The 19691-nt window shown below is 62.0% G+C and carries 18 protein-coding genes; 7 read left to right on the plus strand and 11 right to left on the minus strand.

Annotation, left to right across the window (positions count from 1 at the left end):
* Positions 1-207: 207 nt before the first annotated feature.
* From QRN33_RS10890 to QRN33_RS10900, 3 genes are all read left to right on the plus strand, one after another.
* On the plus strand, positions 208-1014 hold the full coding sequence (locus QRN33_RS10890; RefSeq protein ID WP_285408508.1) for a TatD family hydrolase: 807 nt from the start codon (positions 208-210) through the stop codon (positions 1012-1014).
* Positions 1015-1230: 216 nt separating this feature from the next.
* Positions 1231-2712 (plus strand): methyl-accepting chemotaxis protein, encoded by a 1482-nt coding sequence (locus QRN33_RS10895; protein WP_285408510.1) that lies wholly within the window; start codon positions 1231-1233, stop codon positions 2710-2712.
* A 224-nt stretch (positions 2713-2936) separates the two neighbouring features.
* Positions 2937-3302 carry a DUF962 domain-containing protein gene (locus tag QRN33_RS10900; RefSeq protein WP_285408512.1) on the plus strand — a complete coding sequence of 122 codons (366 nt, stop codon included), beginning with the start codon at positions 2937-2939 and terminating at the stop codon, positions 3300-3302.
* 1 nt (position 3303) lies between these two features.
* On the opposite strand, the gene QRN33_RS10905 is transcribed toward QRN33_RS10900, so the two are convergent.
* The 3 genes from QRN33_RS10905 to QRN33_RS10915 all read right to left on the minus strand — a co-directional run bounded on the left by QRN33_RS10905 (position 3304) and on the right by QRN33_RS10915 (position 5474).
* Positions 3304-4098, minus strand: a complete 795-nt coding sequence (locus QRN33_RS10905; RefSeq protein ID WP_064361529.1) for an acyl-CoA thioesterase — start codon at positions 4096-4098, stop codon at positions 3304-3306.
* Positions 4099-4331: 233 nt separating this feature from the next.
* Positions 4332-5090: a CHAD domain-containing protein gene (locus QRN33_RS10910; protein WP_285408514.1), complete on the minus strand. Its 759-nt coding sequence runs from the start codon at positions 5088-5090 to the stop codon at positions 4332-4334.
* A 105-nt stretch (positions 5091-5195) separates the two neighbouring features.
* Entirely contained in the window at positions 5196-5474 is a 279-nt protein-coding gene (locus QRN33_RS10915) for a lipoprotein (RefSeq protein WP_042607906.1), read from the minus strand.
* 214 nt (positions 5475-5688) lie between these two features.
* Here QRN33_RS10915 and QRN33_RS10920 point away from each other — a divergent pair, with 214 nt between their 5' ends.
* Positions 5689-6726 carry a patatin-like phospholipase family protein gene (locus tag QRN33_RS10920; protein WP_042607907.1) on the plus strand — a complete coding sequence of 346 codons (1038 nt, stop codon included), beginning with the start codon at positions 5689-5691 and terminating at the stop codon, positions 6724-6726.
* Positions 6727-6835: 109 nt separating this feature from the next.
* Here the strand turns inward: QRN33_RS10920 and QRN33_RS10925 are convergent, their stop codons facing one another.
* The 6 genes from QRN33_RS10925 to kdpF form a co-directional block, all read right to left on the minus strand.
* Complete coding sequence (locus QRN33_RS10925) at positions 6836-7531, minus strand: response regulator (RefSeq protein ID WP_064361526.1); 696 nt, start codon at positions 7529-7531, stop codon at positions 6836-6838.
* A gap of 48 nt (positions 7532-7579) precedes the next feature.
* Positions 7580-10231, minus strand: coding sequence for a DUF4118 domain-containing protein (locus QRN33_RS10930; RefSeq protein ID WP_285408519.1), 2652 nt, complete (start codon positions 10229-10231; stop codon positions 7580-7582).
* A 120-nt stretch (positions 10232-10351) separates the two neighbouring features.
* On the minus strand, positions 10352-10897 hold the full coding sequence (gene kdpC / locus QRN33_RS10935) for a potassium-transporting ATPase subunit KdpC (protein WP_285408521.1): 546 nt from the start codon (positions 10895-10897) through the stop codon (positions 10352-10354).
* Positions 10898-11127: 230 nt separating this feature from the next.
* Positions 11128-13185: a potassium-transporting ATPase subunit KdpB gene (gene kdpB, locus QRN33_RS10940; protein ID WP_285408523.1), complete on the minus strand. Its 2058-nt coding sequence runs from the start codon at positions 13183-13185 to the stop codon at positions 11128-11130.
* Between the two features lie 11 nt (positions 13186-13196).
* Entirely contained in the window at positions 13197-14891 is a 1695-nt protein-coding gene (gene kdpA / locus QRN33_RS10945; RefSeq protein ID WP_285408525.1) for a potassium-transporting ATPase subunit KdpA, read from the minus strand.
* Between the two features lie 8 nt (positions 14892-14899).
* On the minus strand, positions 14900-14989 hold the full coding sequence (gene kdpF / locus QRN33_RS10950; protein WP_007899818.1) for a K(+)-transporting ATPase subunit F: 90 nt from the start codon (positions 14987-14989) through the stop codon (positions 14900-14902).
* Between the two features lie 396 nt (positions 14990-15385).
* On the opposite strand from kdpF, the gene eat reads away from it, so the two are divergent.
* From eat to QRN33_RS10965, 3 genes are all read left to right on the plus strand, one after another.
* Positions 15386-16750, plus strand: coding sequence for an ethanolamine permease (gene eat, locus QRN33_RS10955; protein WP_252880596.1), 1365 nt, complete (start codon positions 15386-15388; stop codon positions 16748-16750).
* 145 nt (positions 16751-16895) lie between these two features.
* The gene (locus QRN33_RS10960; RefSeq protein WP_016770901.1) at positions 16896-17063 is read left to right on the plus strand and encodes a DUF2897 family protein; all 168 of its coding nucleotides are present in this window, start codon (positions 16896-16898) and stop codon (positions 17061-17063) included.
* A gap of 138 nt (positions 17064-17201) precedes the next feature.
* Positions 17202-17759, plus strand: coding sequence for a TetR/AcrR family transcriptional regulator (locus QRN33_RS10965; protein WP_285408543.1), 558 nt, complete (start codon positions 17202-17204; stop codon positions 17757-17759).
* On the opposite strand, the gene fabF is transcribed toward QRN33_RS10965, so the two are convergent.
* Entirely contained in the window at positions 17756-19030 is a 1275-nt protein-coding gene (gene fabF / locus QRN33_RS10970) for a beta-ketoacyl-ACP synthase II (protein WP_285408545.1), read from the minus strand. The genes QRN33_RS10965 and fabF overlap by 4 nt on opposite strands.
* A gap of 256 nt (positions 19031-19286) precedes the next feature.
* Positions 19287-19622, minus strand: coding sequence for a ComEA family DNA-binding protein (locus QRN33_RS10975; protein WP_285408547.1), 336 nt, complete (start codon positions 19620-19622; stop codon positions 19287-19289).
* Positions 19623-19691 lie beyond the last annotated feature (69 nt).

A 19691-nucleotide genomic window follows, 5' to 3' on the forward strand; every position in this document is an offset into this window, starting at 1 on the left:
TTCACCATGAAAGCGGCGAGATCACCGACGAAAACAGAGCGCTTTGTGCGCTGGTAAAGTGCGAGAGACTGGCACAGTGATGGCATTGCCGCCACCCCGGAGTCCCCCGCGGCCCCAACAGACAGCCATAAGTCGTTGTAGTTCTTGCCTTTTCTTATAAATCTACAGCTCTGATATGCTTTCCGGCCTTCGGCCCGAGGTAGCACCATGCAACTCATCGATATCGGCGTCAACCTGACCAACCCCAGTTTCGCCGACAAACACCAGACGGTGCTCGACCGCGCCTACGCCACCGGGGTCTGCCAACTGGTGCTCACCGGCACCAGCGTCGAGGGCAGCGAGCAGGCGCTGGAGCTGTGCCAGCAACTGGACGAAAGCGGCCAACGACTGTTCGCCACTGCCGGTGTTCACCCACATTCGGCCAGCGACTGGAACGCTGACAGCGCGCGTCGTTTGCGCAGCCTGTTGAACGAATCCAATGTCGTCGCGGTAGGTGAATGCGGTCTGGATTTCAACCGCGACTTCTCCCCGCGTGCGCAGCAGGAAAAGGTCCTCGAAGAACATCTGGCGCTGGCCGCCGAGCTGCAACTGCCGGTGTTCCTGCATGAGCGTGATGCCAGCCAGCGCCTGCTGGAAATCCTCAAGGACTTCCGCGATCAACTGCCGGCGGCGGTGGTGCATTGCTTCACTGGCGAACAGAAAGCCCTGTTCAGCTACCTCGATCTGGATCTGCACATCGGCATTACCGGTTGGATCTGCGACGAGCGCCGCGGCACGCATCTGCATCCGCTGGTCAAGGAGATCAAGCCGGGACGGCTGATGCTGGAAAGCGATGCGCCGTATCTGCTGCCTCGCACGCTGCGGCCGAAGCCGAAAAACGGGCGCAATGAGCCGGCCTATCTGACCGAGGTGTTGCGCGAGGTGGCGTTGCATCGCGGCGAGACCGAAGAAGCACTGGCCGCGCACACCACCGCGTGTGCCCGGGCATTCTTCGGTTTACCGATCATTTCCTGACACACCCAAATCTCATTGTAGGAGTGAGCCTGCTCGCGATAGCGGTGTGTCAGTCAATGATGTAAGCGACTGACCCACCGCTATCGCGAGCAGGCTCACTCCTACAGAAAAGCAGGCCAGCGGCATCTGTTGATTCATATCAAAACTCCCTTATCTGCATAGCGGCACAATAATGGCACCTTGCCAAAACTGTTTCCGCTATCAGAGAAGACCTCCATGGGTGCCTGGCTTAGCAACATCTCGCTGAAATACAAATTCTGGGCGGTCAATGCGGTCGCCTTTGTCACAACGCTGCTGCTGGTGCTGTACGCCGTACATCTCGAACAGCAGGCCCGTAGCGACGCCGCTCAGGCATCCGCGCAGGCGCAGGCGCAATTGCTCAAGGCCTGGCCGCCCGGGCAGGCGCTGCCCAGATCCGCTCAGGTGCTGACCTTCAAGCGCGGTGAAGCGCCGCGTCTCAATGATCAACCGCTGCTGGAAATCAGCGGCAGCGTCGGTTGGAACGCCATCAATCATCTGCCGCTGTTTGGCGAAAATCCGTTGATCGGCGCCGAGGTGTTCAGTCGTGCCAACGGCGAACAAGTGGCAGTCATCGCCTATGGCCCGAGCCTGAGCCAAGTGTTCAGCGAGCGCTTCGCCAACTACGCGCTGGCAGTCTTCGTCCTGATGCTGGCAATGCTAGGCGCTTCGCAACTGTTGATCCGCTTTCTGCTCAGCCAGCTCAACACGTTGAAAGACGTGATGCTGCACGTTGAAAAAACCGGCGACCTTTCAGCTCGGGTGCCGCTGGTGGGCAGGGATGAAGTCGGGCAGATGGCCAATGCCTTCAACGCCATGCAGGCCGGATATCAACGCGTCGTGACGACAGTGGCCAACACCGCACGGCAACTGGATGTCGGTGCCGCGCGGCTGGCGGCGAGCATGAACGATGTGCGGCACGGCATGCTCGGGCAGCAGAGCGAAACCGATCAGGCCGCCACCGCGATCAACGAAATGACCGCCACCGTTTACCACATCGCTCAACACGCCGGCGCCACTCGCGATCTGTCGAAGACCGCCGACGGCCTCGCCGGCAGCGGTCAGCAAGTGGTCGCCCGGGTGCAGCAGTCGATTGCCGGGCTATCCAGTGGCGTGAAGCAGACGGCGCAAATGATTCAACGCCTGGCCGAAGACAGTCAGAAGATCAGCGGCGTGGTCAGCGTGATTCACAGCATCGCCGAACAGACCAATCTGCTGGCGCTCAACGCGGCGATCGAAGCTGCCCGCGCCGGGGAAATGGGTCGCGGCTTTGCCGTGGTCGCCGATGAAGTGCGTAACCTTGCCAAGCGCGTGCAGGCGTCCACCGACGAGATCACCGGGATGATCGCGGCGTTGCAGGCCGGCACCCGCGATGCGGTGGATTTCATGCAGGAGAGCTCGTACAAGGCTGACGATTGTGTGCAGCAGGCGCAGGAGGCCGGCGCAGCCTTGGCAGAGATCACCGGCGCGGTGGCGCAGATGCGCGAGAGCAACACGCAGATCGCCGTGGCGGCGGAGCAACAGAGTCAGGTTGCCGAGGAGATGAACCGGGCGGTGGTGAGTATTCGTGATGTGACCGAGAACACCGTGCAGCAGACGGTGGATTCGGCGACGACCAGTGATGAGTTGGCGACATTGGCGGGAGAGTTGAACAAGGCGATTGGGCAGTTGAAGCTTTAACATCAGAAGATCAAAAGATCAAAAGATCGCAGCCTTCGGCAGCTCCTACGGGGGGAACGCATTTCAAATGTAGGAGTGAGCCTGCTCGCGATGGGGCCAGATCGGGCATCATCAAATACGGCCATTGCCGCTATCAACTCAATAGCCAACCTTGATTCGCCGCCCTCCGCGCCCGGGCCTATTCTTCAACCATGAAGTTCAACATGGATCGAGGAGTAGTAAACATGGGCAAACGTCACCCCAATCTTCCCGCGTGGCAATGGCGCGCCTACCCGGGCAATCATCAGCATCCGACCAATCTGGTCCTGCACCTGATTGCCGTGCCGCTGTTCATCGTGGCGTTTCTGCTGATCGTGTCGGGGGTGTTCGGCCTGAGCCTGGCCAGCGTCGCCATCGGCGTGATCGGTATCGTCGCGGCGCTGGGTCTGCAGCGTCACGGTCACAGCCTGGAGGCGCAAGCCTCCGAGCCGTTCAGTGATCGCCAGGATGCCGTCTCACGTTTGCTGGTCGAGCAGTTTCTGACCTTTCCGCGGTTCTTTCTCAGCGGTGGCTGGTGGCGCGCCTGGCGTGAGCGCCACCGTCGGCATTGAGTCAGGCAAAGATCGTCACGGTCTGGCGACTCATGGCTATCAACTCTCCCTTCGCGCTCCACAGCTTGGCGGCGACATGGCCGTAGCCGTCGGCCGCGTATTCGATATCGGCCAGGTATTGGCACCAGTCCAGCGTACTGAAGTCGTGTAACGGCTGAACGAATTCAATGGTCCAGGTCAGCGTGCTGCCCGGTGCAGGTTTCTTCAGATACGGCAACAGCGCCGGTGGCCAGGCATCCACCAGCGCCAACAGATGCGCCTCGTTGACCGGCTCCTCTTTGACATCCCCACGCAAGCGCACCCAACCGCCCATCAAGCGCGATGGCGTGCCGGAGAACGGAATGCCACCGACGCTCCAGCGCATGGCCAGGTGGCGCATGAATTCCGGGGTCACGCCTTTGATATACGGCAGCTCCTGACATTCGTCCCAGTGTTTCATGGTTGGCGCCGGGTAGGCTTCGACGGCGACTTCCGAGGGCCGCGAGGCACCAAAGCTGCCCTGAATGATCGTCACCACCTGGCCGTTTTGCATGGCTCGGCCCAACACCTGGCTGACCGCTTTGCCTTCGCGCAGCACGTCGACTTCGAAACTCACCGGCACGTCCGGCTCGACCGGGCCAACAAAGGTGATCGCCAGCGAACGCACCGGACGTTCCGACGGCACCCTGGCGCGCATGACTTCAAATTGCAGCGCGGCCACCAGCCCGCCAAAACTGGCTCGGCCCTGCCCCCATTCGGCGGGGATGGTCACTTCAGGTTGTTGGCGGACAGCATCGAGCAGATCGCAAAAGCGCATGGCAACCTCGGAAAGCGAAAAAGGAATGCGGGGATCTTAACCAGCCCAGGGCGGCGGCGCAGCGTCTATTCCGGTCAAATGGGCTGACAGATAGGCCTTGCACCTTTATCCGTCACACCGAACTCTCCTGTAGGAGTGAGCCTGCTCGCGATAGCGGTCTATCTGGCAGCGAAGTGTCGACTGATGAATCGCTATCGCGAGCAGGCTCACTCCTACAAGGGACCGTGTGGATTTCAGGGTTTGAAACAAGTGACGCTGAGTTTTTCCAGCACTTTATCGGCCTTCAGCTCTGCCTTGATCAACCCCGCCTGCCACGTTGCCACACACGGTTGCAGATCAGCCTCCTGCTCTGCGCGGGCCAGCCATTGCCAGCAATCGTGCCAATCGCCCAATGCGCCTTGCGCGGATTTCAGTTGTTTGTAAGCCGGTTTCGGCAAGCGATCCAGTTGCGGATAAGCTTCGATGCCGTAGCGCACGCGTTTGATCAGCAGGCGCAGACGATGACGGTCGTGGGCGGGATCGTGCAGCGCCGCGTCGAGCTTCTGCCATTGTTTGCCCAGACGTTTTTCAATGCGCTTATCCAGATCCTTGAGCAGCCCCTGACGCTCGGACGCGCGCAAGAACCGTGGAAAGGCGTCAAGAATCATCAGCAACGAAGCCAATTCCGCACTCGCCGCCAGCGCCGGATACGCTTCGGCCATTTGCGCCAGACGCCGCTGCGCAGCCTCGGGCTGATCATGCTCGAGCAGATACGCCGCCAGCACCTCGCGATCACGCCACGGTGTGGTCAGATCGCCCACCGCCGAAGCTGCCGCCTCCAGTTGCTCGACACCCGGCAATCCGCGCAACGGCCGCAACAGACTGCGCAAGCGCCGCACCGTAGTGCGCAAATCATGCAACGCGTCGGGATCGGTGCGCGCATTCAACCTTGCCTGACACGCCAGCAGCCGCACATCCAGGCTCAACACATGAGCCACCAAACGATCGATCATGGGGGTCTACTCCGTAGACAGCTTCAAGTTGCAAGCTACAAGCTGCAAGCTGAACGCGGTCGCTTTAAGCTTGCCGCTTGCAGCTAGAAGCTTGCAGCTGCTTTTTTAACGTCCTGCTCGGGATTCGCGAATGTAGAAGCGGGCTTTTTCGGCTTTCTTGCTGCAGCCTTCGAAGCCTTCGAATTGTTGCTGGGTCTTGGCGGCGGTCAGCAGCGACAGCGCTTTGGAATAGCTGACGGTGCCGGCGAAGCCTTCAGCCTTGGCCAGGTCCAGTTCGTGCCAGGCCGTATCGAGTTGGCTGCCGCAGCTGTCGCGGTACGCGGTTTTGCCGGCGCAACCGGCCAGAACCAGGGCCATCAACGGTACACAGATCCAGGCTTTCATCACTCACACCTCAAGGTAGGTCAACAGTCGTGCAGGTAAGACGGTCGAGCGGCGAAAAAGTGCCTCGCCCGCCGGCCAAACCGTGTGGCGCAGAGCATAGCGCGCAAGCGTGCGGCGCGAGCGAAAAACGACGTCACTGCCTCGCGCAACGACCTTGGCGATTGAGCCGCTTGGCCGATGCGTGCATTGTGCAGGCTTGTCCGGAGGAAGTTTGATGAAAAAGCGTGTCGCACTGGTGCTGGGCTCCGGTGGTGCCCGGGGCTATGCCCATATCGGCGTTATCGAAGAGATTGAAAGACGCGGCTACGACATCGCCTGCATTGCCGGTTGTTCGATGGGCGCGGTGGTCGGCGGGATCTATGCCGCCGGCAAACTGGATGACTACCGGCGCTGGATCGAAAGCCTCGATTACCTCGACGTGCTGCGTCTGGTCGACGTCAGTTTCCGCCTCGGCGCGATTCGCGGTGAAAAGGTCTTCGGGCAGATTCGCAAGATCGTCGGCGAGATCAACATCGAAGACCTGCGCATCCCCTACACCGCTGTCGCCGCCGACCTGACCAATCAGCAGGAAATCTGGTTTCAGGAAGGCTGCCTGCATCAAGCCATGCGCGCCTCGGCGGCGATTCCCAGTCTGTTTACGCCGGTGATGCAGGGCAACCGCATGCTGGTCGACGGCGGCATTCTCAATCCGTTGCCGATCGTTCCGGTGGTGTCCAGTCACTGCGATCTGATTATCGCGGTCAACCTCAACGCCACCAATCAGCGTCATTACAAATTACCGGTGATCGAGCGGCCCGCCGCGTTCCGTTCGCGCTTCGACAGTCTGATCAAATCCATGGGTTCGAAGTTGCCATTCCGGCGCAAACAGGCCGAGCAGTTGTTGAAACTGGAACAGGAAGCCCTGCGCGCCGAAGCGGCGGAAATCAATCCGTGGCTCGAAGGCGTCGAACCGGAAAGCCAGCAACCGGCCGCCGCCCCGGAACGCGAAGGCGCGCCGAAATCCGCCACCGGTTCGTTCATCATCGATAACGTCGGACCGGCGTCGCTGCTGGATCTGATCAACCAGAGTTTCGAGGTGATGCAGACCTCACTGGCGCAGTACAAGATCGCCGGCTATCCGCCGGATATCCTGATCAACGTGCCGAAGCGGGTGTGCCGGTTTTTCGAGTTCTACAAGGCGCCGGAATTGATTGCGCTGGGCAGACAGATTGCCAGTGATACGCTGGATCGGTATGAGCAGGAGCAGGGTTGAACTGATCCGGATTTTTCAGAGTAATTGAAGGCCTCTTCGCGAGCAGGCTCGCTCCCACATTAAGAATGCATTCCCCTGTGGGAGCGAGCCTGCTCGCGAAGGCGTCAGATCAGCCAACTTCACTCAACAACCGATACCCGACCCCCGCCTCCGTCACAATAAACCGCGGTCGGGTCGGGTCATCCGCCAGTTTCTGCCGCAGATGCCCGACCACGATCCGCAGGTAATGACTGTCTTCGGTGTGCGTCGGTCCCCAGATATCCTTGAGCAATTGCTGCTGGGTGATCACTCGCCCCGGATGCCGCGCCAGTTGCGCGAGCACCGCGTATTCCTTGCGGGTCAGGGCGACTTCGGCGCCGTCGAGCAGCACCCGCCGATAGGCCAGATCCACGGTCAACGGGCCGACGTTCAGCGCCGCCGGCTGCGCCTCGCCCGCCGGGGCCTGGCGCAATAGCGCGCGAACCCGGGCGAGAAATTCCTGGATGCCGAAGGGTTTGGTCACGTAGTCATTCGCGCCGCCATCCAGCGCTTCGACCTTCTGCCCTTCACTGGCGCGCACCGACAGCACCAGCACTGGCGTGCTCGCCCATTCGCGCAACTCGCGCAGCACTTGCTGACCGTCCATGTCCGGCAGGCCGAGGTCGAGCACCACCAGGTCCGGTTTGCTCAGCGCGGCTTGCGCCAGGCCTTCGGCACCGGTACCCGCTTCGAGCACTTTATAGCCTTGTGAAGCGAGGCTGATGCGCAGGAATTTGCGGATCTGCGGTTCGTCGTCGATGACCAAAATGGTCGCGGTCTGGCTCATGAATTCACATCAACACAAAAGAGTGGCAAGAGAGTAGCGCAGTCGGCCTCAGGCTTCATTGTCCATCCCGGGTTGCGCCTGCAACGGCAGGTGCAAGGTGATGCAGGTGCCCCGCCCGTCGATGCCGTCAGCTACGGCGATGCGCCCACCGTGAGCGCCGACCATGCCCTGACAGATCGCCAGTCCCAATCCGGTGCCCTGGCCGCCGCGATCACCGCGCGCGGCGGTGTAGAACATGTCGAAAATCTTCGCGCGGTCCTCTTCGGGGATGCCCGGGCCTTCATCGCTGACCGAAAAGAAAATCTCTTGCTCCTCGGCGCCGGCGCGCAGTTGCAAGCGACCGTGGCTCGGCGAAAAGCGCGCGGCGTTTTCCAGCACGTTGACCAGCGCTTGCTCGATCAACGCCGCGTGCACGTACAGCAGTGGCAACTCGGCCGGCACCTCGGTGCTGACCTGCAAAGGCGCCAGCACCGCGCGCAGGCGATTGAGCGCACTGCCGACGATATCGGCCGGTGACACCCAGTCCCGCGCCAGCTTCAAGGCGCCATGGCCGAGGCGGGTCATGTCGAGCAGGTTCTGGATGTAGCGGTCGAGGCGTTCTGCTTCATCGCGGGTGCCTTCGAGCAACTCGCGGCGATCCTCCAGCGGGATCGCTTCGCCGAGGGCCAACAGGCTGTCGATGCTGCCGCGCATGGCGGTCAGTGGCGTGCGCAAATCGTGGGACACCGAGGCCAGCAAGGCGCTGCGCAGTTGCTCGGTTTCGCCATGCAGCCGCGCCGCTTCGAGGTCATCGGCCAACTGCGCGCGGGCCAGGGCTTGTGCCAGCGGCTGGCTCAGCGCAGTGAGCAAGCGTCGGCGCTGACCGCTCAAGGTCTGGCCTTGCCTGGCGCAAACACCGAGCAATGCCAGCGGCCCGTCCTCGACCGACAGCGGCCACCACCACCAACGCCCAAGCGGCAAGGTGCCGGTGCCCTTGCCCGCTGGTTGATCGTGTTGCCACGCCCAATCGGCGGCGGCGCGTTCGGCCTCGGTGAATTGCAGCGGCCCGCCGGTTTCGACTTTCCAGCCGCCCTGCCCGTCGCGGTTGAGCAGGCACAGTTGCAGGTCGCTCCAGCCTTCGAGGTGTTGTGCGGCGGCGCTGACCACGGCCTGGCGATCAGTCGCGGCGGTGAGTTTGCGCGACAGGTCGAGCAATTCGCTGGTCTCTTCCTGGGTATCGCGCAGGGCCTGCAATTGCCGCCGCTGACGTGCCGCGAGGTTGCCGGTGAGCGCCGCCATCAGCAGGAAAAACAGCAGCGTCAGCACGTCTTCTTCGCGCTGGATGCTGAGCGAGAAATTCGGCGGAATGAACAGGAAATCGTAGGTCAGAAACGACAGCGCCGCACAGGCCAGCGCCGGGCCAAGGCTGCTGCGCACCGCCACCAGCAACACCGCTGCGAGAAACACCAGCGAGATGTTCGGCAGCGGCAACACGCTCGACACCGCCCAGGCCAGGGCACTGGCTAACAACGTCGCGACCAGCGCCAGCGCATAGTCGAACCACACCAGCGTGAGCGGATTGCGCGGGCGTGGTGGGTGCTGTTCGTGATCACTGTCGAGGACGTTGATTTCCAGCCCATGAGCCTGACGCAGCAGCCGCGCCGCCAGGCCGCCGCCGAACAATCGACGGCGCAATCGCGGCCGCGACTGGCCGACCAGCAACAGACTGGCGCGGCGCTCGGCGGCGTGTTGAATCAGGGTTTTCGCCACTTCACCAGCGCGCAACAGCACCACTTCGCCGCCGAGGCGTTCGGCCAGCTGCTGGGCGCTTTGCAGACGCAACCGCGATTGCTCGTCGCGGGCGCTGCCGTTGTCGACATGCACCAGACTCCACGGCAGATGCCGGCGCTGGGCGACGCGGCTGGCATGACGCACCAGACGCTCGGCCTGCGCATCGCCATCGACACCAACCAGCAAACGCCCGCGCACCGCCGGCGCCGCCTGCCCGAGCTGACGATAGCCTTGGGCGAGATCGTTATCGACCTGCGCAGCGGCGGTCTGCATCGCCAGTTCACGCAGGGCGGTGAGGTTGGTCTGGGTGAAGAACGCGTCGATAGCGGCGCGCGCCTGCTCCGGCACGTAGACCTTGCCTTCGCGCAGACGCTCGAGCAATTCACGCGGCGGCAGGTCGATCAGCAGCAGCTCATAAGCCTCCTGCAAGACCCAGTCCGGGAGCGTCTCGCGCACTTGCACGCCGGTGATGCCGCGCACCTGATCGTTGAGGCTTTCCAGGTGCTGGACGTTGACCGTGGTGAATACGTCGATGCCGGCGGCGAGCAGTTCCTGAATGTCTTGCCAGCGCTTGGCATGACGACTGCCGGGGGCGTTGCTGTGGGCCAGTTCATCGACCAGTACCAGCTTGGGTCTGGCAGCGAGAATGCCGTCGAGGTCCATTTCTTCAAGCAGCACGCCACGGTATTCGCTGCGCACCAGCGGTTGCTGCGGCAGGCCACCAAGCAAGGCTTCGGTTTCGGCCCGGCCGTGGGTTTCGACCACCCCGGCGAGAACTTTCACGCCCTGGCGCAGTTGCGTGTGGGCGGCCTGAAGCATGGCGTAGGTCTTGCCGACACCGGGGGCGGCGCCGAGAAAAACCTTGAGCCGGCCACGGCCATCGCGGGGCAGGTCTGCTAACAGCGCGTCGGCGCGGCCGGAGTCGCTCATGCTGGGATTGCCTTGTTCGGTTTGAGATTGGTGTGAAGCGTCAAGAGATCGCAGCCTTCGGCAGCTCCTACAGGGTAATGCGATTCATGTAGGAGCTGCCGAAGACTGCGATCTTTTGATCTACAGGTTTTGCAGTGCCAGGTTCAGCTCCAGCACATTCACCACCGGCGGCCCCACCAGCGGCTGTTCGATGTGCTTATCGAGCAGTTGCTGCAAGGTCGACACCGGCATGTTACGCGCCGCCGCGACACGCGCCAGTTGATAGGCAATTGCTGCCGGTGGCAAGTGCGGATCGAGGCCGCTGGCGGAGGTGGTCAATAACGCCAGCGGCACCGGGCCTTGCCCCGGAACCTGAAGTTTATTGGCGTCGTCGATCACGCGGGTGGCGAGTGCCGGATTGCTCGGCGCGAGGTTGCTGGCGCTGCTGGCCACTGTGGCAAAAGCCCCGGCGGACGGGCGTGGGTGAAACCAGTTGTCGCCGCTGAAATCCTGGGCGATCAGCGACGAGCCGCGAACCTTGCCGTCGGCGTCGTGGATCAGGCTGCCGTTGGCCTGATCCGGAAAAGCGACCTGGGCAATGCCGGTGACCGCGAGTGGATAGGCGACGCCGGTGACCAGGGTCATCAGTGCCAACAGGGTCAGGGCCGGGCGTATCATTGTGGACATTTCAAGATCCTCGAATTCGTTGGGCAAACTTTCGCGGGGTGTCAGGGAGATCTTTTCCCCCTCACCCCAGCCCTCTCCCCCAAGGGGGCGAGGGGGAAAGGGAGCCGATCTATGTGCAGTTCAAAACCTGAGCACACCTCGGTATTTCAGGTCGATACAGCTCCCGTCGTCACCTCGGTCAGTCCCCTCTCCCTCTGGGAGAGGGCTAGGGTGAGGGGCTTTTTTCAGCCTCACACCAGATGCAACGCCGTAAGCAGCATGTCGATCGCCTTGATCCCCACGAACGGCACGACAATCCCGCCCACGCCATAGATCAGCAGATTGCGCCGCAACAACGCCGCCGCACTTGCCGCCTGCACGCGCACGCCGCGCAACGCCAGCGGAATCAGCACGACGATGATCAACGCGTTAAAGACGATGGCCGAGAGAATCGCGCTCTGCGGACTGCTCAGGTGCATGATGTTCAGCACGCCCAGCTGCGGATAAATCGAGGCGAACAGCGCCGGCAGAATCGCGAAGTATTTGGCGATGTCGTTGGCGATGGAAAAGGTCGTCAGCGCGCCACGGGTCACCAGCAATTCCTTGCCGATCTGCACCACGTCGAGCAGCTTGGTCGGGTCGCTGTCGAGATCGACCATGTTCGCTGCTTCACGCGCAGCCTGGGTGCCGTCGTTCATCGCCATACCCACGTCGGCCTGAGCCAGCGCCGGGGCGTCGTTGGCACCGTCGCCGCACATGGCAACCAGACGACCGTCGTTCTGCTCGTGACGAATGCGCGCGAGTTTTTTCTCCGGCGTGGCTTCGGCAAGCACGTCATCGACGCCCGCTTCAGCGGCGATGGCCGCAGCGGTCAGCGGGTTGTCGCCGGTGACCATCACCGTGCGAATACCCAGTTTGCGCAACTCGGCAAAACGCTCGCGGATGCCTGGCTTGACCACGTCCTTCAGATGGATCGCGCCAAGCAATTTGCCGTCAGCGCAGACCAGCAACGGCGTGCCGCCGCTCTGGGCGATCCTGTCGATTTCCCGCGCCAGCGCCGGGGCCAGATCGGTGCGCTGCTGACCGAGAAACGCCAGCAGCGAATCCACCGCGCCTTTGCGATACACACGGCCCTGATAATCCACGCCGGACAAGCGGGTTTCCGCGCTGAACGGTACGGCAGTCAGGGTTTCCGGGGCAGGCTCCGGTTGTGGATGCAGACCACGGAGGAACTCGACGATCGATTTGCCTTCAGCGGTTTCATCGGCAAGCGACGCAAACAACGCACCTTCGGACAGCTCACGGCCGGTCACACCCGGCGCGGCATACACCGCGCTGCAACGACGGTTACCGAAGGTGATGGTGCCGGTCTTGTCGAGCAACAGCACATGCACGTCACCCGCCGCTTCTACTGCGCGACCGGACTTGGCGATCACGTTGAGGCGCACCAGACGATCCATCCCGGCGATACCGATGGCCGACAGCAGACCGCCGATGGTGGTCGGAATCAGCGTGACCAATAACGCCACAAGGAACACCAGCGGCAGACTGCCATTGGCGAAGTGGGCGAACGGTTGCAGGGTGACGACCACCAGTAGAAAGATCAGGGTCAGGCCGATCAGCAGAATGTCCAGCGCGACTTCGTTCGGGGTCTTCTGGCGTTTGGCGCCTTCGACCAGCGCGATCATGCGGTCGAGCGTCGATTCACCGGGGTTGGCGGTGATCTTCACCAGCAGCCAGTCGGACACCAGCCGCGTGTTGCCGGTGACGGCGGAGCGGTCGCCACCGGATTCGCGGATCACCGGCGCCGATTCGCCGGTAATCGCCGCTTCGTTGACCGCCGCGATGCCTTCGATGACTTCGCCGTCACCGGGGATCATCTCCCCGGCCTCGACACGCACCACGTCGCCCTTGCGCAGATTGGCAGCCGGCACGATCTTGAAACTGCCATCGGCCTGGCGGCAGCGCGCACTGAGGCCTTCGCTGCCGGCCTTGAGGCTGTCGGCGCGGGCCTTGCCGCGACCTTCGGCCAAGGCCTCGGCGAAGTTGGCGAACAGCACGGTGAACCACAGCCACAGGGCGATTTGTGCGGCGACGAAGGTCGGCACGTTGGCATCCGGGATGAAGCACAGCACGGTGGTGAAAATCGCCGTCAGTTCGACCACCAGCATCACTGGCGAACGCGCCAGTTGCCGTGGGTCGAGCTTGACGAAGGCTTGCACCAGCGCCGGCCGCCACAGGGCCGAGATCGCGGTTTTTGCTTGTTCCGGCGCCTTGACAGCGGCGGGTTTGATTGCAGGCATATTCATGGATGGATTCCTTAGAAGCCCATACTTAAATGTTCGGCGACAGGACCGAGCGCCAGCGTCGGCAAGAACGTCAGGCCGCCCACCAGCAAAATGGTCACGGTCAACAGGGTCACGAACAGCGGGCCGTGAGTCGGGAAGCTGTTCTGGCCGACCGGTGCACTTTTCTTCATCGCCAGGCTGCCGGCCAATGCCAGCACCGGCAGGATGTAGCCGAATCGACCGATCAACATGCCCAGGCCGAGCATCAGGTTATGGAACGGGGTGTTCGCGCTCAGGCCACCGAATGCCGAGCCGTTGTTGGCGCTGGCCGAGGTGTAGGCGTAGAGCAACTGACTGAAACCGTGGGGGCCGGGGTTGCTGATGGTCGCCGCCGGGCCGGGTAGCACCGCAGCAATGGCGCCGAGCACCAGCACGCCGACCGGCATCACCAGCAGCGTCACCACCAGCAACTGCACTTCGCGGGCCTGAAGTTTCTTGCCGAGGTATTCCGGGGTGCGGCCGATCATCAGACCGGCGAGGAACACCGCGATCAGCACGTTGAGCAACATGCCGTACAGCCCGGCGCCGACACCGCCGAAGATCACCTCGCCGACCATCATGTTGACCAGCGCGACCATGCCGCTGAGCGGGTTGAGGCTGTCATGCATGGCGTTGACCGAACCGTTCGAAGCCGCCGTCGTCGTCACCGACCACAGCACCGTGGCAGTGGTGCCAAAGCGCGCTTCTTTGCCTTCCAGCGGCGCGGTCTGCTCGACGGCGGTGTTGTTCAGGGTCGGATTCGGCTGATACTCGGCCCACAGCGAGGTCGCGCCGCCGATCAGGAACAGCGCCAGCATGCAGGCGATAATCGCGCGGCTCTGACGCAGATCCTTGACGTAGTGGCCGAAGGTGAACACCAGCGCCACCGGAATCAGGATGATCGAAGCGACTTCGAACAGGTTGCTCCACGCGGTAGGGTTTTCGAACGGATGCGCCGAGTTGACGCCGAAGAAACCGCCACCGTTGGTGCCCAGTTGCTTGATCGCGATCTGGCTGGCGGCCGGGCCGAGCGGGATCACCTGATCGACGCCCTGCAGGGTCACGGCATTCACATACTGGGCGAAGGTTTGCGGCACGCCCTGCCAGACCAGATACAGCGCCAGCAGCAGGCACAGCGGCAGCAGGCCATAGAGTGTGGCGCGGGTCATGTCGACCCAGAAGTTGCCGAGGGTTTTCGTCGATTTACGGCCGATGCCACGGCACAGCGCGACCAGTACGGCGAGGCCAGTGGCGGCGCTGACGAAGTTCTGCACGGTGAGGCCGACCATCTGGCTCAGGTAGCTGAGGGTCGCTTCGCCGCTGTAGGACTGCCAGTTGGTGTTGGTCATGAAACTGACCGCGGTGTTGAATGCCTGCGTCCATTCCTGGCCCGGCAGGTTTTGCGGGTTCAGCGGCAGATGATCCTGGAACAGCAGAATCGCAAACAGCAGCAGGAAACCGGCGAGGTTGAAGGCCAGCAGCGCCAGCGTGTACTTCTGCCAGCTCTGCTCCGCCTGCGCATCGACCCCGGCGAGACGATAGCAACCGCGCTCGACCGGGCCGAGAATCGGCGTCAGCCAGGTGCGCTGGCCCTCCATGACCTTGTAATAGAAGCGCCCAAGGAACGGCGCCGGCAGCAGGACCAGCGCAAAAAACCCGAGGATCAGCCAATAGTCATAACTGTGCATAGCCGCTCCTAGTTCCGGTCCGCGCGCAACAGCGCAACCAACAGATAAATGAACAGCCCCACTGCCAACAGCAGTGACACCCCGTCCAGAACGCTCATGGAAGATCTCCGTGTTACGGCGTATTGCCGTGTGTGCGCTGATTGTCGGGAAGGTCGCTGTAAAGGAACGAGAGCGAGGCGCGGCGCGGGACATAAAGAAAGCGTAAAGAGTGGGTTTATGCGGGCTTTACAGGGAGATTTCTGGTGTTTGTACAGGCCCCATCGCGAGCAGGCTCACTCCTACATTTGGAATGCGTCGCCCTGTAGGAGTGAGCCTGCTCGCGATGGCGGCATTACCGGCAACATCGCACCCAACTGGCGCACAAAACCCACACATCCAGCGCCAATCATCCCCGCTGCGACAGCTTTGAACTCATTACGACTTGTTTCAGCGCAATGGCACGCCCACTGCACGCGCCCTCCCCGGAGCTTTCCAACCATTGCGGGAGCAAGCGCATGAACACACAACTCAAACCGACGCTGGGCACGTTGCACCTGTGGGGCATTGCCGTGGGGCTGGTGATTTCCGGGGAATATTTCGGCTGGAGTTACGGCTGGGGCGTGGCGGGCACGCTGGGCTTTCTGGTGACTTCATTCATGGTCGCGACCATGTACACCTGTTTCATCTTCAGTTTCACCGAACTGACCACCGCAATTCCCCATGCCGGCGGGCCATTTGCCTACAGCCGCCGTGCGTTCGGCGAGAAAGGCGGATTGATCGCCGGGCTGGCCACACTGATCGAATTCGTCTTCGCCCCGCCGGCGATTGCCTTGGCGATCGGTGCTTATCTGAATGTGCAATTTCCGGCCCTCGACCCGAAACACGCAGCGGTTGGCGCGTACATCGTGTTCATGAGCCTGAACATTCTCGGGGTGAAACTGGCGGCGACGTTCGAGCTGATCGTCTGCGTGCTGGCGGTGGCTGAGTTGCTTGTTTTCATGGGCGTAGTCGCTCCGGCGTTCAGCTTCAGCAACTTCGCCCTGAATGGCTGGGCCGGTTCCGACGTCTTCGGCGCGCCGGCGATTGCCGGGATGTTCGCGGCGATTCCGTTTGCCATCTGGTTCTTCCTCGCCATCGAAGGCGCAGCGATGGCCGCCGAAGAAGCCAAGGACCCCAAGCGCACGATCCCGAAAGCCTACATCAGCGGCATTCTGACCCTGGTGCTGCTGGCCATGGGCGTGATGTTCTTCGCCGGCGGCGTCGGCGACTGGCGCACCCTGGCCAACATCAACGATCCGTTGCCACAGGCGATGAAAACCGTGGTCGGTGACAACTCCGGCTGGCTGCACATGCTGGTGTGGATCGGCCTGTTCGGCCTGGTCGCCAGTTTTCACGGGATCATCCTCGGCTACTCCCGACAGTTCTTCGCCCTCGCCCGCGCCGGCTATCTGCCTGCTTCGCTGGCTAAGCTCTCGCGCTTCCAGACACCACACCGCGCGATCATCGCCGGCGGGCTCATCGGCATTGCCGCGATCTACAGCGATGGCCTGATCAACCTCGGCGGCATGACACTGACAGCTGCGATGATCACCATGGCCGTGTTCGGCGCAATTGTGATGTACATCATGAGCATGCTCAGCCTGTTCAAACTGCGTAAAACGGAACCGAATCTGGAGCGCACCTTCAGGGCGCCGTGTTACCCGATGGTGCCGTTGATTGCGCTGATACTGGCCGTGGTTTGCCTGGTGGCGATGGCGTGGTTCAACACGCTGATCGGGCTGATTTTCCTCGGCTTCATGGCGGTTGGGTTCTGTTACTTCCTGCTGACCGGGCAGCTGCGCGCCGATGCGCCGGCGGATGCGATGCTCACAGGCCTGTAACGCCCCGTCCCCTACAAAAATTTGGGATCCACCGGGGGCAAGCGGCCTGGAAGGGAACCACTGCGAGTTCACTTCGCTCAAAAGTGGTATGCAGCATCGCACGGCGAAATCCTCGCCCGTCGAGCTGCCATTAAGGAGAGCCGTTATGCCCTGGTATGCCTGGTTGATTCTGGTCGTTGCGATCGGCTCGATTGTTGGCGGATTGATGATGTTGCGCGACACCGCCAACAAGGTCGAACTGACCGATGAAGAACGCAAGCGCGTCGCACAGCGCAATGCCGAAGCGGACGCCAAGGACGCACAGGACCGCTGACACCAGACCCCGCCGCAATGGCGGGGTTGGTTTTTCCAATGCAATCGGACTTACTGGCAGGCTTTTTAGATTTTAGAAGTACAGTCACCATTTAATCTTCCGTGGTTAAGATGGCAGCATCGTCGCGGAGAGCTCCACATGCGTTACTCGCAAGATCACAAAGCCCAGACCCATCAGCGCATCATCAAGGAAGCCTCGGCGCGCTTTCGCAAGGACGGCATCGGCGCGACCGGCCTGCAACCTTTGATGAAAGCCCTCGGCTTGACCCATGGCGGTTTCTACTCGCACTTCAAATCAAAGGAAGAACTGGTCGAAAAAGCCCTGCAAGCGGCCGGCGAGCAGGTCGCGGGCCTGTGTGAAGACATCTTCGCGCAGGAGAACCCTCTGCAGGTCTTTATCGATACCTACCTGTCAGAGTGGCATCAGACCTCGCCCCACGAAGGCTGCCCGCTGCTGACCATTTCCTCAGAGCTGGGCCTGCGCGGCCAGCCGAGCCCAACCAGCGACGAAGTCCTCAATGCTCGGCTCAGCCAGATTCAAGGCACACTCGCAGGCGACAATATTGCCGATCGCAGCATTGTCATCATGGCGACCCTGGCGGGTGCACTGCTGCTGTCGCGCAGCGTCGCCGATGCCGACTTCGCTCAGCGCATCCTCGACGTCACCCGCGAGCATCTCAAGCAATCGACCGATTAACCTTCCCAGCGCTTGAACAACACACTCGCATTGACCCCGCCAAAACCGAAGCCATTGGACAACGCAAACTCGATCGGCATCGACCGCGCCTCGCCATGGACAATGTCCACCCCTTCGCTCGCTGGATCCGGGTTTTCGAAGTTGAGCGTCGGCGGCACCACCTGATCACGGATCGCCAGCAGGGTGAAAATCGCTTCCAGCCCACCCGCCGCGCCGAGCAAATGACCGGTGGCGGATTTGGTCGACGTTACGGCGATTTTGTTCTGCGCACCGAACACCGCCTTGATCGCGGCCAACTCGCCCAGGTCGCCAACCGGCGTCGAAGTGGCGTGAGCGTTGAGATGTTGCACCTGCGCCGGCGTCACGCCACCCTGGGCCAAAGCCAGTTGCATCGCCCGCCGCGCGCCGCTGCCGTCTTCCGGCCCGGCGGTCAGATGATAGGCATCGGCGGTGGTGCCGTAGCCCACCAGTTCGGCCAACGGTTTTGCCCCCCGCGCCAGAGCATGCTCCAGCGACTCGATGACCAGCAGGCCGGCCCCCTCACCCATCACGAAGCCATCGCGCCCGCTGTCGAAGGGACGGGAAGCTTTCTCAGGGGTGTCGTTGTAACCGCTGGACAACGCCCGCGCGGCGGCGAAACCGGCCAGACTGACGCGATCGATCGACGCCTCCGCGCCGCCACATACGGCGATGTCCGCCTCTCCCGAGCGAATCAACCGCGCCGCGTCGCCGATCGCCTGAACCCCGGCGGCACATGCGGTCACCGGTGCGCCCAACGGCCCTTTGAGACCATGCTGGATCGAGACATGACCGGCCGCGAGATTGACCAGAAACGATGGAATGGTGAACGGTGACAAACGCCGAGGACCACGGCTGTCGGTGGTACGCACGGCGTCGGCAATGGCCCCGAAACCGCCGACGCCCGAGCCGATGATCGTCGCCGTGCGCTCCTGGCTTTCAGAGTCCGCCGGATGCCAGCCGGCCTGCTCCAAAGCCTGCCGCGCCGCTTCCATGGCAAACAGGATGAAGCGATCCATCTTCTTCTGTTCTTTGGGTGGCGTCGCGCGATCCGGGTCGAACCCGGCCTCGGCGTCCTCCTCGACCGTCGGCACACTGCCGCCCACCCGGGTCGGCAGATCAGCCACGACCGCGTCAGGCAAATTGCGCAACCCGGAACGCCCGGCGAGCAAACGCTGCCAGACGATTTCAACATCACTGCCCAAGGGTGAAACCAGGCCCATGCCCGTGACGACGACTCGACGTTGGTTCATACCGTGGTGACCCCTTTATCAATTCAAATATTCGACGTATCGCGGCGTGCTGCGATTCGGCTACTGCGTCAGCGACGAAATGCCGAGCAGCTCGGCCGCTGCCGTTTCGGCTGCTGAATGAGCCCAAGCGGAATTTATTATAGGCATAATCAAGGCGCAATATGATAACCGTAATTTTCAGCTTGCAAGCTTCCACAGGTCGGCAGCCAATAAAAAGGCCGGTCAATGACCGGCCTCTCGGCGTTGAGCTGTCAGCTTAGTTCACTTCCAGCTTTTCACGGTTGCGATCCAAAATCGCCTTGCCGATCCCCTTCACTTCCAGCAACTCATCCACCGATGCGAACGGCCCGTTTGTATCACGATACGCAACAATCGCTTGCGCCTTCGCCTCTCCCACACCCGACAACTCCTTTTGCAGTGTCGCCGCATCCGCGCTGTTGAGATCGACCTTCGCGCTTGCCGAGGGCGCAGCCGCCGCCATCAGCAAAGGCGCCTTTGTTGTCTCGGTCGGGGCTACAGGGGCAGCAATGGCAGCGATCGAGGCGCTGGTGAGGAAAGCAAAGATCAGCGAGTAGAAATAACCGGTACGCATAAGTGACGCTCCATCATCGTTTTAGAAAGCAGCTTTTCCGAAGCTGCTCTCCAAACGTAGGTCATGCTG

The sequence above is a fragment of the Pseudomonas sp. FR229a genome (genome assembly GCF_030209115.1).
Taxonomy (GTDB): Bacteria; Pseudomonadota; Gammaproteobacteria; order Pseudomonadales; family Pseudomonadaceae; genus Aquipseudomonas; species Aquipseudomonas moraviensis_A.

Bases quoted from the DNA above. Each gene is read 5' to 3' on its own strand.
- QRN33_RS10925 (WP_064361526.1), bottom strand. From the start codon at position 7,531: ATGAGCCAGACCGCGACCATTTTGGTCATCGACGACGAACCGCAGATC.
- QRN33_RS10965 (WP_285408543.1), top strand. From the start codon at position 17,202: ATGCGTTACTCGCAAGATCACAAAGCCCAGACCCATCAGCGCATCATC.
- QRN33_RS10915 (WP_042607906.1), bottom strand. From the start codon at position 5,474: ATGAAAGCCTGGATCTGTGTACCGTTGATGGCCCTGGTTCTGGCCGGT.
- kdpC (WP_285408521.1), bottom strand. From the start codon at position 10,897: ATGTCCACAATGATACGCCCGGCCCTGACCCTGTTGGCACTGATGACC.
- kdpF (WP_007899818.1), bottom strand. From the start codon at position 14,989: ATGAGCGTTCTGGACGGGGTGTCACTGCTGTTGGCAGTGGGGCTGTTC.
- QRN33_RS10910 (WP_285408514.1), bottom strand. From the start codon at position 5,090: ATGATCGATCGTTTGGTGGCTCATGTGTTGAGCCTGGATGTGCGGCTG.
- QRN33_RS10930 (WP_285408519.1), bottom strand. From the start codon at position 10,231: ATGAGCGACTCCGGCCGCGCCGACGCGCTGTTAGCAGACCTGCCCCGC.
- fabF (WP_285408545.1), bottom strand. From the start codon at position 19,030: ATGAACCAACGTCGAGTCGTCGTCACGGGCATGGGCCTGGTTTCACCC.
- QRN33_RS10895 (WP_285408510.1), top strand. From the start codon at position 1,231: ATGGGTGCCTGGCTTAGCAACATCTCGCTGAAATACAAATTCTGGGCG.
- kdpA (WP_285408525.1), bottom strand. From the start codon at position 14,891: ATGCACAGTTATGACTATTGGCTGATCCTCGGGTTTTTTGCGCTGGTC.
- QRN33_RS10920 (WP_042607907.1), top strand. From the start codon at position 5,689: ATGAAAAAGCGTGTCGCACTGGTGCTGGGCTCCGGTGGTGCCCGGGGC.
- kdpB (WP_285408523.1), bottom strand. From the start codon at position 13,185: ATGAATATGCCTGCAATCAAACCCGCCGCTGTCAAGGCGCCGGAACAA.
- QRN33_RS10890 (WP_285408508.1), top strand. From the start codon at position 208: ATGCAACTCATCGATATCGGCGTCAACCTGACCAACCCCAGTTTCGCC.
- QRN33_RS10905 (WP_064361529.1), bottom strand. From the start codon at position 4,098: ATGCGCTTTTGCGATCTGCTCGATGCTGTCCGCCAACAACCTGAAGTG.
- QRN33_RS10900 (WP_285408512.1), top strand. From the start codon at position 2,937: ATGGGCAAACGTCACCCCAATCTTCCCGCGTGGCAATGGCGCGCCTAC.
- eat (WP_252880596.1), top strand. From the start codon at position 15,386: ATGAACACACAACTCAAACCGACGCTGGGCACGTTGCACCTGTGGGGC.
- QRN33_RS10975 (WP_285408547.1), bottom strand. From the start codon at position 19,622: ATGCGTACCGGTTATTTCTACTCGCTGATCTTTGCTTTCCTCACCAGC.
- QRN33_RS10960 (WP_016770901.1), top strand. From the start codon at position 16,896: ATGCCCTGGTATGCCTGGTTGATTCTGGTCGTTGCGATCGGCTCGATT.